The organism is Phytobacter sp. V91 (assembly GCF_965644225.1).
In the GTDB taxonomy this organism is placed as follows: Bacteria; Pseudomonadota; Gammaproteobacteria; order Enterobacterales; family Enterobacteriaceae; genus CBFFRJ01.
Genome location: NZ_CBFFRJ010000014.1, coordinates 45,520 through 59,790, shown reverse-complemented (window position 1 = coordinate 59,790; position 14,271 = coordinate 45,520). Strand labels below are relative to the sequence as shown.

Annotated in this window: 13 protein-coding genes; 7 read left to right on the top strand and 6 right to left on the bottom strand. The window is 53.2% G+C overall.

All coding sequences use genetic code 11. From position 1 onward, the window contains the following. Positions 1-342: 342 nt before the first annotated feature. From pckA to ACSZO4_RS04820, 5 genes are all read right to left on the bottom strand, one after another. On the bottom strand, positions 343-1,962 hold the full coding sequence (gene pckA / locus ACSZO4_RS04840; RefSeq protein ID WP_437887714.1) for a phosphoenolpyruvate carboxykinase (ATP): 1,620 nt from the start codon (positions 1,960-1,962) through the stop codon (positions 343-345). Between the two features lie 351 nt (positions 1,963-2,313). Beyond that, entirely contained in the window at positions 2,314-3,192 is an 879-nt protein-coding gene (gene hslO, locus ACSZO4_RS04835; protein WP_437887713.1) for an Hsp33 family molecular chaperone HslO, read from the bottom strand. Positions 3,193-3,216: 24 nt separating this feature from the next. Next, on the bottom strand, positions 3,217-3,618 hold the full coding sequence (gene hslR, locus ACSZO4_RS04830) for a ribosome-associated heat shock protein Hsp15 (RefSeq protein ID WP_437887712.1): 402 nt from the start codon (positions 3,616-3,618) through the stop codon (positions 3,217-3,219). Continuing rightward, entirely contained in the window at positions 3,618-4,298 is a 681-nt protein-coding gene (gene yrfG / locus ACSZO4_RS04825) for a GMP/IMP nucleotidase (protein WP_437887711.1), read from the bottom strand. The genes hslR and yrfG overlap by 1 nt, the downstream gene beginning before the upstream one ends. Positions 4,299-4,361: 63 nt before the next feature. Further along, positions 4,362-6,497, bottom strand: a complete 2,136-nt coding sequence (locus ACSZO4_RS04820; RefSeq protein ID WP_437887710.1) for an intracellular growth attenuator family protein — start codon at positions 6,495-6,497, stop codon at positions 4,362-4,364. A gap of 321 nt (positions 6,498-6,818) precedes the next feature. Here ACSZO4_RS04820 and nudE point away from each other — a divergent pair, with 321 nt between their 5' ends. Next, positions 6,819-7,379, top strand: a complete 561-nt coding sequence (gene nudE / locus ACSZO4_RS04815; RefSeq protein WP_437887709.1) for an ADP compounds hydrolase NudE — start codon at positions 6,819-6,821, stop codon at positions 7,377-7,379. 26 nt (positions 7,380-7,405) lie between these two features. Here the strand turns inward: nudE and mrcA are convergent, their stop codons facing one another. Beyond that, a complete protein-coding gene (gene mrcA, locus ACSZO4_RS04810; protein WP_437887708.1) occupies positions 7,406-9,958 on the bottom strand; it encodes a peptidoglycan glycosyltransferase/peptidoglycan DD-transpeptidase MrcA in 2,553 nt (850 codons plus the stop codon). Between the two features lie 120 nt (positions 9,959-10,078). On the opposite strand from mrcA, the gene ACSZO4_RS04805 reads away from it, so the two are divergent. The 6 genes from ACSZO4_RS04805 (at position 10,079) to aroK (ending at position 14,228) form a co-directional block, all read left to right on the top strand. Then, positions 10,079-10,864, top strand: a complete 786-nt coding sequence (locus ACSZO4_RS04805) for a DNA utilization protein HofM (protein ID WP_437887707.1) — start codon at positions 10,079-10,081, stop codon at positions 10,862-10,864. Continuing rightward, positions 10,861-11,403, top strand: a complete 543-nt coding sequence (locus ACSZO4_RS04800; RefSeq protein ID WP_437887706.1) for a PilN domain-containing protein — start codon at positions 10,861-10,863, stop codon at positions 11,401-11,403. The genes ACSZO4_RS04805 and ACSZO4_RS04800 overlap by 4 nt, the downstream gene beginning before the upstream one ends. Beyond that, positions 11,387-11,854 (top strand): hypothetical protein, encoded by a 468-nt coding sequence (locus ACSZO4_RS04795; RefSeq protein ID WP_437887705.1) that lies wholly within the window; start codon positions 11,387-11,389, stop codon positions 11,852-11,854. Before ACSZO4_RS04800 ends, ACSZO4_RS04795 begins: the two co-directional genes overlap by 17 nt. Next, positions 11,844-12,260 (top strand): HofP DNA utilization family protein, encoded by a 417-nt coding sequence (locus ACSZO4_RS04790; RefSeq protein ID WP_437887704.1) that lies wholly within the window; start codon positions 11,844-11,846, stop codon positions 12,258-12,260. The genes ACSZO4_RS04795 and ACSZO4_RS04790 overlap by 11 nt, the downstream gene beginning before the upstream one ends. Further along, positions 12,205-13,413 carry a DNA uptake porin HofQ gene (gene hofQ, locus ACSZO4_RS04785; RefSeq protein ID WP_437887717.1) on the top strand — a complete coding sequence of 403 codons (1,209 nt, stop codon included), beginning with the start codon at positions 12,205-12,207 and terminating at the stop codon, positions 13,411-13,413. The genes ACSZO4_RS04790 and hofQ overlap by 56 nt, the downstream gene beginning before the upstream one ends. A 293-nt stretch (positions 13,414-13,706) precedes the next feature. Then, the gene (gene aroK, locus ACSZO4_RS04780; protein WP_185668982.1) at positions 13,707-14,228 is read left to right on the top strand and encodes a shikimate kinase AroK; all 522 of its coding nucleotides are present in this window, start codon (positions 13,707-13,709) and stop codon (positions 14,226-14,228) included. Positions 14,229-14,271: the final 43 nt, after the last annotated feature.

The window sequence follows — 14,271 nt, the reverse complement described above, 5'->3', positions numbered from 1 at the left end:
GTGCGGGCATCGTGAAAAATCTATGGCAAAGAAAGCCTTATGTTCTCATAACTGACGATTAAATCGCACCTTCCCTTGTCATTTTTGCTCTGCCCCATCTGTCAGAATAATTGTCACCCATGTTTGACACAGACGGGAGAATGGTGATGAAGCGAGCGTGGAGCAGAATTGCAAAACTCGGGATCTATAAAACACAATCTATACAGACTACAACAGGAGCGCGATAAATAAAGCGACGGGAAGACAATAAAGCGGCCCCTGTTACAGGGGCCGCTATTGTGCTGCAGATCAAGGTGCGGTCGACCAGCCCTTTCATGATTTTGTTTGTGGTCTGTTATAAAATTACAGTTTAGGCCCGGCGCTTACCAGCGCGGCGCCTGCGGCTGTATCCGTGTACTTCTCAAAGTTGCTGGTAAAGAGTTTCGCCAGCTGTTCCGCTTTTTCCTGCCACTGCTCTGGCGTCGCGTAGGTGCCGCGTGGGTCGAGGATCCGGGCCTCAACGCCAGGCAGTTCAGTTGGGATTGCCAGATTAAATATCGGCAGCGTGAAGGTTTCGGCGTCGTCTAACGCGCCGTCAAGAATGGCGTCGATAATCGCCCGCGTATCCTTGATCGAGATGCGTTTCCCGCTGCCGTTCCAGCCCGTATTAACCAGATACGCCTGCGCCCCAACCGCCTGCATTCGTTTCACCAGCACTTCTGCATATTGGGTCGGGTGCAGCGATAGAAATGCTGCGCCGAAGCAGGCTGAGAAGGTGGGGGTAGGTTCAGTGACACCGCGTTCGGTTCCTGCGAGTTTTGCCGTGAAACCCGACAGGAAGTGGTACTGGGTCTGACTGGCGGTGAGGCGAGAAACGGGTGGCAGCACGCCGAAGGCATCCGCGGTAAGGAAAATCACTTTGGTGGCATGACCCGCTTTTGACACCGGTTTGACGATATTCTCAATATGATAAATCGGGTAAGAAACACGGGTGTTTTCCGTTTTCGAGGCATCATCATAATCGATACTGCCATCGGCAAGGACGGTGACGTTTTCCAGCAATGCATCACGACGGATGGCGTGGAAGATGTCGGGTTCGGCCTCTTCTGACAGTCTGATGGTTTTGGCGTAGCAGCCGCCTTCGAAGTTAAACACGCCATCATCGTCCCAGCCGTGTTCGTCATCGCCAATCAGACGGCGTTTCGGGTCCGTTGACAGGGTGGTTTTCCCTGTACCGGACAGCCCGAAGAAGACAGCTACATCGCCTTTCTCACCGACGTTTGCCGAACAGTGCATGGAGGCAATGCCTTTGAGCGGCAGAAGGTAGTTCATCATCGAGAACATCCCTTTCTTCATTTCGCCGCCGTACCAGGTGCCGCCAATCAGCTGAATGCGCTCGGTAAGGTTAAACGCGACAAAGTTTTCTGAGTTCATCCCCTGTTCTTTCCATAATGGGTTGGTGCATTTGGCACCGTTCATCACGATAAAGTCGGGTTTGAATTCGGCGAGTTCTTCAGTGGTTGGGCGGATAAACATGTTTTTCACAAAGTGGGCCTGCCAGGCCACTTCAGTGACGAAACGTACGGAAAGACGGGTGTCCGGATTTGCGCCGCAAAAAGCATCAATAATAAACAAACGCTTGCCGGAAAGTTGTTGTGTCACCAAGCCTTTAAGATGTTGCCAGACGTCAGGAGAGAGCGGTTTGTTGTCGTTCTTTCCTCTGCCTTTATCAGACCACCACAGGGTGTCGCGGGTGGTGTCGTCACGGACAATATACTTATCTTTCGGCGATCGGCCTGTAAAAATGCCGGTGTCGACGGCGACAGCACCAGAATTCGTTAACACTCCTCGCTCATATCCTTCCAGGTCTGGACGGAGCTCTTCCTGATACAGCGTATCGTAGTCGGGATTGTAAACGATATCCTGAACATCGTTGATACCATAAGCCTTGAGATCCTGCGGGGTTAAATCTTTAACGCGCATGTCACTTCTCCTTAGCTAATATGTACTGCCTGAAATTGTAGGGTTGTTCTCCCATCCCTGACCGCGACACGGCTCATAGATTTACGTATCTCAACAAACCCACGTCGACGGAAAACACTGTGACATCCGTCATAGGGCGAGACAGATTTTGGCAATAATAGTCATTGTGATCGTGAATATGTTATTAAAACGACATAAAACGATATTATTAACGGTAACATTGTGACTGTAATCGCTTTCATGAAAGAAAATTACGTAAGGCTTTCATGAAATGTTTTAGCGGAAACGTGACGTGCTAAACAAAAGCGCCACCGCAGTGGTGGCGCTTAAAATAAGAGGGGAAGTGAAAGATTAGTGCACTTGTGGATCGGCTGGTGACGCGTTGTTGCGGATCTCGGCAATATCCATCGCATTAAACAGATAGTGATTGCCGCAGTAGTCGCAATTCATATCAATCTCGCCCTCTTCGGCAATGATGCTTGCAACTTCTTCTTCCGGCAGGGTTTTTAGCGCACTGGCGCAGCGCTCGCGGGAGCAGGTGCATTTAAACTCAACGTCCTGAGGATCGTACAGGCGGACTTCTTCTTCATGGTACAGACGATACAACACGTCTTCTGCTGTCAGCGTGAGAAGCTCATCAGCTTTAATGGTTTCAGTCAGAATACTCAGGTGTTCGAAATCGGCCGCCTGGGTTTCCTGAGCCGGCAGCACCTGAAGCAACATACCGCCTGCGGCTGGTGTGCCCTCCACTTCGCCAGTACGGATAAACAGACGCGTCGGGAGCTGCTCCGAGCGCAGGAAGTAATCTTCCAGACAGGCGGCCAGCGTGTCACCTTCCAGCCCTACTACGCCCTGATAACGCTCGCCTTCCTCAGGGGAAATGGTAATGACCAGATAACCGTTACCCACCAGTGTTTTCAGATCTGCGCCTTCGGGGATCTCGCCCTGCACGCGCGCCACCCCACGCATCTGCTGACGGTTGTTGCCATTAATGACCGCAAGGCTCATTGGACCATCGCCCTGTAGCTGTACCGTGATATCACCGGCAAACTTCAGGGTCGCTGTCAGCAGGCTGGTGGCAACCAGTAGCTCACCGAGGATGGTTTTTACCGGCAGGGGATAGTTATGATTTTCCAGCATCTGTTTCCAGGTTTCCGAAACGGTAACCAGCTCGCCGCGTACGGCATAGTTTTCAAACAGATAACGGTGTAATTGGTCATGTTGAGCCATAATTTTCTCTCTTGCGGGTGCGCGCTACTGGCTGTCACCCTGTTTAAATTTCATCAGGTCGCGGCGCTCTTTCTTGTCCGGACGACGGTCAGGATGCGGCATCGTTAATGCATTAAGTTTGCGTGCCTGCGCCATTTTCTCGCGTTTTTCAACGCTTTCAGCCGTTTCCTGATAAAGCAGAACGGCCTCTTCAGCGGGACGACGTTGTTCCGTGATACCTTTAACGATCACCGTACGTTCGTCATTGCCCTGTCGCAGTGTCAGCAGTGCATTCAGTTCGACGGTTTTACCCGGCTTACTGCGCTGACCGTTGTAATGCACTTTGCCGCCTTCAATCATTTCGCGGGCCAGAGCACGCGTTTTATAAAAGCGCGCTGCCCACAGCCACTTATCCAGTCGGACATCCTGTGCAGGCTGCTGTTTCATTACCTCTCCTTCACGCTAAGCGAGGGGATCAACTGACGATAATCGTTCGTGCTCGGATGGCGCAGCCAGGTTTTATCCGCCAGTCCCGAGTCCGGGTTGGTAACGCCCAGACAGTAACGAATACCAAATTTTGCCGCGGCATCCAGAATTGGCTCGCTGTCATCAATAAACAGCGTTTTTTCCGCGCTTAACCCGGTTTGCTGCGCGACAGCCTGCCACAAACGCTGATCTTCTTTTGGATAACCAAATGTGTGGGTCGAAAGCAATAAATCAAGGTGTGCGGCAAGACCTGTATGCTCAAGTTTCACCGCAAGATTGTGCGGGTGCGCATTGGTTAGCAGAATGCGGCGCTTGCCGCTGTTTTTTAATGCCGCCAGGAACGGCACGGTATCTTCACGCAGCGCCGCTCTTGGTCCCTGTTGGGTTGTCATCTCGCGGATATCGAGCCCCAGGCGTTCGCTCCAGAAATCCAGACAGTACCAGTTTAGCGTATGCTGCACCGCATGGTACTCCTGGCGCATAATGGCCTGGGCTTCGCTCGGGCTGATGCCTTGCTTTGCGCCATAGGTTTCGGGCACCAGGGTTTGCCAGAAATAGTTATCGAACGCGAGGTCGAGCAGGGTGCCATCCATGTCCAGCAGGACGGTATCCACGTCTCGCCAGTCGATATCAAAATGCATAGGTAACTCCAGCCAGAAATAAAGATGCGCGACAGGTTAGCATACCCGGCGCGCATTCGTTTATCAGGGCAGGCTTTCGGGGGAGGGGATAAGTTTTGGATTCAGACAGTTTTCATAATACTGCTGGATCTCCGCCAGTCGCGTACGGCTGCGCTGATAGCGGCGTAAGGCCAGCACGCCGTTATAAAGGCTACTGACTATCATCGCCAGCAGTAACAGCGTGGTGCTGACGTAGCGCCACAGGCCTGAAGCGTCAGGAATACGATGCATGCTGATATGGCGGGTGCCGTTCGCATCGGTCGAAATATTGGTAATGATCCCTTCGGCGCTGAACGGGGTTTGCATCAGCATTTCCGCTAATCGCTGGAACTCATTCCATTGATCGGCGGCCGGGTAATCATACAGGGCAACAGGTGGGTACGGTTGATCGACCAGTTCGCTGCCTTCTTCGCTGATAATCAAAAAACCGCCAGGAGCCGGGCTGTTCAGCGACTGCGCGGCACGGGTGGTTTCTCGCAGAATGAATGGGGCTGTCGAGGTGGTTACCAGATTGTCGAGCGATTCAGCGCTTACCGGGCGTAACAGCACGTTGACCCCGGTTAATTTACCCGCGCTTGCCCGTGTGGTCAGCGTGTCCCAGTCTTTACTGTTGCCCAGATTGACCAGCGCATTTTTCAGCCGCAGGCAATCGTCGTCAGCGGCGCAAAGCGCCTGGGTTTTGAGCACAATCTCCGAGAAATCATTCAATAACACCATGCCTGATTTTTGGATCGCCGTGCGCAGGGCAGGGCTGACCCGGGAGTCATCTTCTGGTTTTGGATGCAGTTGACGATTCACCGCCTGCACCAGCGCGGTCGCTTTGCTGACGGTTTCCGATTCCGGCAGCGGCAGCGGCGGCGCATCGTTCCAGATAATCTGCGAACAATCGAAGGGGGTGAAAGGTGAACTCTGGCGGGTCGTCCAGCTGCTTGAGGAGTGAATGCTGCACATGCCGGTGCTATGCACGCGCAGTGAATCGCCAACCTGCAGCCCGGCGGCTTCAAGCTCACTGACTTTTGTCGCTTCGATGGTTTGCGCCCCCTTAATCCACGACAGCGTAAACTTGATGGGCATATCCAGCGGCACCCAAATCAGTAACATCGCCAGCACAACCAGCGCGCCAATGGAAATGACGGCGCTTCTGACCCAGTGCTGGAGCGGGAATTTGGTCACTTCATCGTGAAGGGAGAGAAAACGCCCCTGGCGAACCACATGGCGATCCAGGTAGATATCGATGTCGCATTGCTGACCAAGGTTTTGGGCGATATAAGGCTGCCAATGACGAGGGTAGATTAAATCAATGATCCCAAGCGAGATATTATTGATTTGCTCCTGGTTATTTTCGCCGAACAGGCCCCAGCGCTTGGGGGTGCCGCGCAGACAGTGAATTTCCCGCAGCGTGTTTTTTGCCGGAGGCGCAAATAGACCCCATAAGCCTGCGGCGAGCAGCATCATGCCTCCGCCCGCAAGCCAGATAACAAAAACTTCCGGTGCGACCAGACAGAAAAAGAACAGTAAAAATGCGGTGACAATCAGTAGGGCTTCACGCATGCCGTCCGGTCGACTCAGGGCATACTCTTGCGCAGTTTCGTGGCGAATATTGAGCAGTTCGATTTGCTCTGTCTCTTCGCCCCGAATGGCGGAATGTGCCGCCGAAACCTGTTCGGGCATCAGCCCCTGTTCGTCGTAATGCGATTCACTGAGGGTGTGGCCATTGAGGGCAATTACCAGTGGGATTGTATCGGTGCGGATCAGCTCAACACTGTTTTCATCCGTGATGTGCTGCTCCCAGAAAGGAGGCAAATGTACTTCAACAGAATCCAGGTAGTAGCGCCATTTATTGGGGGCATCGGTGGTGATGCCATAACGGGTAATGGCCTGAGTGAGATGAATAACCGTGTTGCTTTGGGCGTTAAGCGTGAGCGTGATAGGGGCCGTCGTGGCACCTGTCGGTCCGGGTACCTGACGGGTACGGGAAAGTGCTTCCAGATAGCTTTCAACGGCATTGCGCTCTTCTGGTTTTAACTTACGCGTAGTCGCACCTGCAAAATCCTGGAGGTGTGGTAAACGATATCGCCTCTGCGATCGTATTCTGTATACCCACCCAATGACGAGTGCGCAGGCCAGCATAGCAGCGAAAAAAATCAAAATGGTGCTCATGCTTTCCCCATCTTACTTTTAGTAGCAGGTGTAGTCAGTTGCACCTTTTCCCATCAATATTATCAGCGTAATCAAAAAGTTTGCAGGAGAAATCGTCTTCTTAATTGTTAATTGCTCCACAGTCTCTGGAAGGGTAGCAAAGCCCTCTGTAAGAGAATATCAGCAAATTCTTAGTTTCATTTCAACCTCTTGACTTTTAGGTTTATTTGATAGATGTCTAAAAGCAGGTTGCGAAAATGTAAATGCCAGGCAAATGACATTGCCCAAATGCGGCAGTGTGTCGCACAATAATGTCAGTATTCTCTGGAAAGACCGATAATAATGAGCGAATCATTGCAAAAACCCACCATTCTTAACGTTGAAACCGTTGCCTCTTCACGACTTTTTAACGTTGAAAGTGTGGACCTGGAATTCAGTAATGGTGTCCGTCGCGTTTATGAGCGTATGCGGCCCTCCCCGCGCGAAGCAGTCATGATCGTGCCCATTGTCGACGATCATATTATCCTGATCCGCGAATATGCTGTCGGGACAGAGTCCTATGAATTAGGCTTCTCAAAAGGGTTAATCGATCCTGGCGAAAACATGTATGAAGCGGCAAATCGTGAACTGAAAGAAGAAGTCGGTTTCGGGGCCAGGGAACTGACATTCCTGAAAAAACTCAGCATGGCTCCCTCCTACTTCTCCAGCAAAATGAATATTCTGCTGGCAGAGGATCTCTATCCTGAATCCTTGCCAGGTGACGAGCCGGAACCTTTACCCCAGGTGCGCTGGCCACTGGCGCATTTAATGGATTTACTGGAAGAACCGGATTTCAATGAAGCCCGCAATGTGAGCGCGCTGTTTCTGCTCAGAGAGTGGCTCAAAGGGCAGGGCAGACTGTAAAAAAAGGCGCTTTCGCGCCTTTTTTATCAGAACAGTTCGTGTGTTTCACCGTTATCAATAATCTCGGTGCCCACCTCATGTACCGCCTGCTGGGTTGGCTGAGTACCTTCGATAAAGAACTCCTGTCGGCTGCTACCGCCGCTGGCTAACTGGCCGGTGTTACGATCGATGTTTACCGTCACAATACCTGGCGGCGGAGTGAGTGGATCCTCAGGTACGCCATTCAGTACAGCCTGCATATAAGCATCCCATGCCGGCTGGGCGCTCTTCGCACCGCCTTCGTAGCCTGAAATCTGATCTTTGATCGCCCCTGACGCGGTGGTACGCCCCAGGTCACGACGATGATCGTCAAAGCCAATCCAGACTGAGGTGACGACTCCCGGACCATAACCTGAGAACCAGGCGTCTTTTGAACTGTTGGTGGTGCCGGTTTTGCCGCCGATATCATTGCGTTTCAGGTCGCGTCCTGCACGCCAGCCGGTGCCCTGCCAGCCAGGTTCGCCAAAGACGTTACTGTTCAGTGCGCTCTTGATCAGGAACGCCAGCGGTGTGCTGATGACGTGAGGCGCATATTGCTGACCGCCGCTTTTCGCCACCAGATCCTGGTTTGCCTGCTCCAGCTGTGGCATCGGAAGCGCCTGGTTTGGCTGTTCCACCGAGGTGGCTACGTTTTCCATGTCCTTATTTTCGAGCACGTTGGATTTAGGCGTATCACCGTAAATCACGGGAATATCGCAGTCAGCGCAGGCGATTTTAGGTTTCGCCTCAAACACTGTTCCACCCTGATCGTTCTCGATTTTGGCAATGAACCAGGGATCGACCAGGAATCCACCATTGGCCATTACGGCGTAACCACGGGCAACCTGCATTGGGGTGAATGAAGCCGAACCCAACGCCAGGGATTCAGTGTGCACGATGTTCTGCGCCGGGAAACCGAAACGCTGCAAGTACTCGGCTGCATAATCGACGCCCATGGCGCGCATGGCGCGAACCATCACCACGTTTTTAGACTGCCCCAGACCCTGGCGCAGACGGATTGGCCCGGCGTACTCATCGGGTGAGTTTTTCGGCTGCCAGTCTGAACCTGCCCCGGCATCCCAACGGGAGATCGGTACATCGTTCAGAATACTGGCCAGCGTCAGGCCTTTATCCATCGCCGCGGTATAGAGGAACGGCTTAATGTTTGAGCCAACCTGACGCAGTGCCTGGGTGGCACGGTTAAATTTGCTCTGGTTGAAGTCAAAGCCGCCGACCAGCGCCAGTACTGCGCCATCGCGGGGGTTGATCGACACCAGCGCGGAGTTAACGTCCGGCACCTGCGCCAGCCACCAGCCATCATTGACCGGGCGAACCCAAATCTGCTGGCCTGTCTGCACCACGTCGTTCACCTTGCGTGGGGTGGCCCCTTGCTGGGTATCGGAACGATAAGGCCGCGCCCAGCGTACCCCGTCCATATGTAAGGAGACGGAGGTGCCATCTGCCAGCAGCGCCATTGCTTCCTGCTGACTGGCTGCGGTCACCACGGCAGGCTCGAGAGGGCCATAAGAGGGCAGGGCTTTCAGGGAATCAGTGATCTTTTTCGTGTCCCAGGCCGATTCACCTGGCTTCCAGAGCACATTCGACTGCCCGCGATAACCGTGGCGCATATCGTAATCCATCACGTTTTTGCGCACCGCATCCTGGGCGGATTGCTGCACTTTGCGTGTCACGGTGGTGTAAACGCGGTAGCCATCTTCATAAGCTTTCTCACCGTAGCGGGTCATCATTTCCTGGCGCACCATCTCCGAGAGATAAGGTGCGGAGAAGGCGATTTCCGGCGCATGGTAGTCAGCATCAATCTCTTCCGACCGGGCCTGAGCATATTCGGTCTGCGTGATATAACCCTCGCTCAACATGCGTGACAGCACGACGTTACGACGGGCAGTCGCGCGATCCATCGAATAGAGTGGGTTAAAGGTGGAAGGGGCTTTTGGCAGGCCGGCAATGACCGCCATCTCACTGAGCGTTAACTGATCGGCAGATTTGCCGAAATAGACCTGGGCGGCCGCACCGACGCCATAAGCGCGATAGCCGAGATAAATCTTGTTGAGATAGAGCTCAAGGATCTCGTCTTTCGTCAGCAACTGCTCAATACGAATAGCCAGGAAGACTTCTTTGATTTTACGCATCAGGGTGCGTTCAGGGCTCAGGAAGAAGTTACGCGCGAGCTGCTGCGTGATCGTACTTGCCCCCTGTGATGCATGGCCTGAAAACATTGCGACGCTTGCAGCACGGAAAATCCCTACCGGGTCGACGCCATGATGCTCATAAAAGCGGCTGTCTTCCGTGGCAATAAAGGCTTTCACCATTTGGGGGGGAATTTGACTTAAGGTCAGCGGAATGCGTCGCTTTTCCCCGTACTGCGCAATCAATTCGCCGTCAGCACTGTAGATCTGCATCGGGATTTGCAGTCGCACGTCTTTCAGCGTCGCGACATCAGGTAATTGCGGCTCAATATATTTGTACAAGCCATAAATCGAACCTGCTCCCAGCAGAATGCAAAAAACTGCAAGGATGAATAAATACTTTACGAACTTCACCGGAGGATTCTCATTTAGTTTCATTTGGGCAGTTTATAAACAACCGCGCGGTAGTATAAATGCAAGCCTGATGCATTGATATAGCCGTTATCTTTCCCGACGATAAGGAGATTGTGATTTATGGCATTCGGGCACTGGCAAATTGGGCTGCATATTCAGCAAGATAGTATCGCAAGTGTTGCACTCGCATATGGACGCACGGGATGGGCTTTACGCCGCTGGTGGCAGATAGAACTGCCCGCCGGTACCGTTGAACACGGGCAGTTGCGAATGCCTCAGCACCTGCTTACGACTTTAGCGCCCTGGCGCAAGTCGCTGCCGCAAAATCATCGCATACGCCTCGCATTCCCGACGGGACGTACATTGCAAAAACGACTGCCACAGCCCCCTCTGAAACTGCGGGAAAAGGAGCTGACAGGCTGGCTTTCGCAGACCATGGCCCGGGAGCTGGAAATGGCCGCGAAAGATTTACGTTTCGATTATATCGAAGATGCGCTGGCACCTGTCTATAACGTCACAGCGGCACAGAATAAAGAGGTCGCAGAGTTACTGGCGCTGGCAAAATCCCTGCAACTGAATGTGGCTGCGATTACGCCGGATGCCTGCGCGTTACAGCAACTGATCCCGTTCCTGACGCCTCCGGCGCAATGTCTTATCTGGCAGGATGAGACACAGTGGCTGTGGGCTACGCGTTCGGCGTGGGGACGCCATTCATGCGAAGAGCTCCCCTCGCTTCCTCTGCTGGCTTCCCGTCTGGGTTTTTCCACCGAAGAGATAAAGCTATGCGCTGATGAGCAGAGTGGTTTTGACCCCTGGCAAGCAGTCGTTCAGCGTCATCCGCCCTTACCGGTGCAAGGCGCGCGCTTTGCTATTGCTATCGGTCTCGCTCTGGGGCATCACCAGTGACAGGGCGCACGGTAAATCTGATGCCCTGGCGTGAGCAACGGCAGAAGAACTGCCGTCGCTTCTGGATACTTTTCCTCACACTCGCCAGCCTGACAATGATACTGGCGACTGCCGGATGGCGGGTGAGGGCTCTCCTCGACCGGCATTTATCCTCCACTCGGCTGCAATCGGACACCCAGGTTTTTACGCGTATCTCCTCCCGGGAGCCTCAATTCAGGGCGTTGCGTGAGCAGTGGGTTCAGCAGCAGTCCCTTGCCCGGCAGCGGGAAATAACAGCAGTATGGCAGGTGCGGTTAAATTCACTGGCCAATGGGATGCCTGACCGCGCCTGGCTGACAACCCTTCATTTTCGCCAGGGAGGGCTGGAACTTACCGGGCTAACCCGTTCTTTTTCGGCGTTGAGCGCGCTTGAGCAGGTATTGAGTTCCACCCAGGGTTTCCGCTTACACCAGTCTGGCGCAACAGAACGCGATGAGCAGGGATACTGGCAATTTCGCTACCAGCTCGACGAGGTGGATAACAATGCCTCGCGACCTTGAATTCTGGTATGCCCTCTCTCCACTTTTTCGCGCACTGGTGGGTATTACGCTCATTTTATTGCTGGCGACGCTCTGCTGGTGGGGAGTGATTTATCCCATCGAAACGGAGCAAAACGCGCTGGATCAGCAACGGGACGCGCAGCAGCTGACAACACAGATCCGCTGGAAAGCCTTGCTGAAACTTAAACCTCCACTGCAGGAGCAAAGTCCTCACGGTAAGGCCAAACAAACCTTCTCACCATTGGCGCTTCAGTCTGCGGGCAGGCAGTTAATTCGCTGGCAGCCCGGCGCCCGTGGCGGAGAAATAGAACTGGAGGCGCAGTGGGAGCAGATTCCGCAGACCTTTACCTATCTGGCGGAGCGCAATATGTGGGTAACGGCATTCTCGCTGGTGATGAAAGAAAACCGGCTGCACTTCACGCTTCAACTGGAGCAGGGCGATGGCGGCTAAACCTATGCTGGCGGCCTGCATCATGTTGTTACCACTACTGACAGGTATGCGTGACCCCTTTCAGCCCGTCCCCGATCGCTGCCAGATCGCGCAAATGACCCACTGGCATTGGCAGGGGGTGGTTGCTGTTGAAGGTAAATATGTTGGGATCGTCCGTGATCCCGCAGGTAACTGGCGGCGAATTCGGCAGGGAGAAGCGCTTTTCGCCGGCTGGCGCGTGGCTAAGTTAAATAAGGAAGAGATCGCCCTTGTAAACACTGAAGGATGTTCACCCGCACGCTGGTGCTGGAAGCGAGAAGGAATTCAGGATGATAAAACAACCCACAATAGCTGTTTGCCTTTGGCTCCTGATGATCAACGTCAGCGCAAAGGAACAGCCTCCCCAACGGGTGACTCTGATAGTTGATGACGTACCCATTGCACAGGTCCTGCAGGCGCTGGCGGAACAGAAGAAACAGAATCTGGTGATCGCGCCTGATGTGACCGGCAGCCTGTCGCTGCATCTTGTGGATGTCCCCTGGCAACAGGCGTTGCAAACGGTGATGTCGGTAACCGGGTTAACGATGCACACACAAGGTAATATTTTACAGGTGCATTCGGCAGGCTGGCAGCAACAGCAGCAGGATGCGCGCGAAGCGGCGCTGGAGAAAAAAAAGCAAAGCCTGCCGCTCGAAGAACGCAGCATCAGGTTGCGCTATGCTGATGCCAGCGAGCTGGCAAAGGCGGGTGAAAAGCTGTTGAGTCCCAGAGGGGCGATGACTGTCGATACGCGGCTTAATCGCTTGTTCGCTCGTGATAATAAGAGCGCACTCAACGCGCTGGAAAAGAGGGTAGCGCAGATGGACCTGCCAGTTGAACAGGTTGAACTGGCCGCGCACATCGTGACCATCAATGAAAAAAGCCTGCGGGATCTCGGAGTGAAATGGGGCCTGGGGGAGGCAACGCAGACAGGCAAGCGGGGTCAGATGACGACGCTTTCCGGTTCCCTTTCGGTGGAGAGCGCCAGTACGCGCGTGGGGTTTAACATTGGCAGTATTAATGGCCGATTACTGGATCTGGAGCTGTCGGCGCTTGAGCAAAAACAGCAGCTTGAGATCATTGCCAGCCCGCGACTGCTGACCTCGCATATGCAGCCTGCCAGCATTAAGCAGGGCAGTGAAATTCCTTATCAGGTATCCAGCGGTGACAGCGGCGCAACCTCCGTGGAGTTTAAAGAAGCGGTTCTGGGGATGGAAGTTACGCCTACCGTTCTGCCGGAGGGGCGGGTACGTCTGAAGCTGCGTATTACCCAGAATGTCCCCGGGCAAATTCTCCAGCAGGCCGATGGTGAAGTACTGGCGATTGATAAACAGGAGATAGAAACCCTGGTGGAGATAAAAAGTGGCGAGACGCTGGCGCTGGGCGGTATTTTCTCGCAAAAGAATAACGCGGGCACTGACAGTGTGCCGGTGCTGAGTGCGATTCCGTGGGTCGGACGATTGTTTCGCCATGACGGCAAAGATAATGAACGCCGTGAACTGGTGGTCTTTATTACACCACGATTAGTCTCTGTTCGTTGATTGATACATATTCCATGCCGCTTTTTCTGTCGAAGTCGATACAGGTGTTTGACGTGAGAGATGATTTAGCTTACAAGGAGTACCGATTTGAGTGTCAGCGGATGCCTACTACCATAAATGAGGTCTGCGGCGGGTTAGTGATTTATTCAGTTGCCAAACCAACCATAGTACTGAGATAATTTTTGGTCTGACTCTCGAACTTACGTATATGAGGTTTCAGTTCATGTCCTGCTCTGTAAGATGTTAACGAAGCAGGTTTATCATCAACGAATAGTCTTAGTAGTACCGAAAAAATGGCAGAGAAACGCAATATCTTTCTGGTTGGGCCTATGGGTGCCGGCAAAAGCACTATTGGGCGTCAGTTAGCTCAACAACTCAATATGGAATTTTACGATTCTGATCAAGAGATTGAGAAACGAACCGGAGCTGATGTGGGCTGGGTCTTCGATGTAGAAGGTGAAGAAGGTTTCCGCGATCGCGAAGAAAAAATCATCAATGAGTTAACGGAAAAGCAAGGCATTGTACTGGCTACCGGTGGCGGCTCAGTGAAATCTCGTGAAACCCGTAATCGTCTCTCCGCCCGGGGTGTCGTGGTTTATCTGGAAACCACCATCGAAAAGCAATTGGCTCGTACGCAACGTGACAAAAAACGTCCACTTTTGCAGGTGGAAACGCCGCCGCGTGAAGTGCTGGTGGCGCTGGCTGACGAACGTAATCCTCTGTATGAAGAGATTGCTGACGTGACCATTCGCACTGACGATCAGAGCGCAAAAGTTGTCGCAAACCAGATTATTCATATGCTGGAAAGCAACTAATTCTGGCTCAACTCACAGGCCTGCGGGTTTAAGCAATAAAGGT

Bases quoted from the DNA above. Each gene is read 5' to 3' on its own strand.
- hofQ (WP_437887717.1), top strand. From the start codon at position 12,205: ATGATCAACGTCAGCGCAAAGGAACAGCCTCCCCAACGGGTGACTCTG.
- ACSZO4_RS04805 (WP_437887707.1), top strand. From the start codon at position 10,079: ATGGCATTCGGGCACTGGCAAATTGGGCTGCATATTCAGCAAGATAGT.
- ACSZO4_RS04790 (WP_437887704.1), top strand. From the start codon at position 11,844: ATGGCGGCTAAACCTATGCTGGCGGCCTGCATCATGTTGTTACCACTA.
- hslO (WP_437887713.1), bottom strand. From the start codon at position 3,192: ATGGCTCAACATGACCAATTACACCGTTATCTGTTTGAAAACTATGCC.
- aroK (WP_185668982.1), top strand. From the start codon at position 13,707: ATGGCAGAGAAACGCAATATCTTTCTGGTTGGGCCTATGGGTGCCGGC.
- ACSZO4_RS04820 (WP_437887710.1), bottom strand. From the start codon at position 6,497: ATGAGCACCATTTTGATTTTTTTCGCTGCTATGCTGGCCTGCGCACTC.
- nudE (WP_437887709.1), top strand. From the start codon at position 6,819: ATGAGCGAATCATTGCAAAAACCCACCATTCTTAACGTTGAAACCGTT.
- ACSZO4_RS04795 (WP_437887705.1), top strand. From the start codon at position 11,387: ATGCCTCGCGACCTTGAATTCTGGTATGCCCTCTCTCCACTTTTTCGC.
- yrfG (WP_437887711.1), bottom strand. From the start codon at position 4,298: ATGCATTTTGATATCGACTGGCGAGACGTGGATACCGTCCTGCTGGAC.
- hslR (WP_437887712.1), bottom strand. From the start codon at position 3,618: ATGAAACAGCAGCCTGCACAGGATGTCCGACTGGATAAGTGGCTGTGG.
- pckA (WP_437887714.1), bottom strand. From the start codon at position 1,962: ATGCGCGTTAAAGATTTAACCCCGCAGGATCTCAAGGCTTATGGTATC.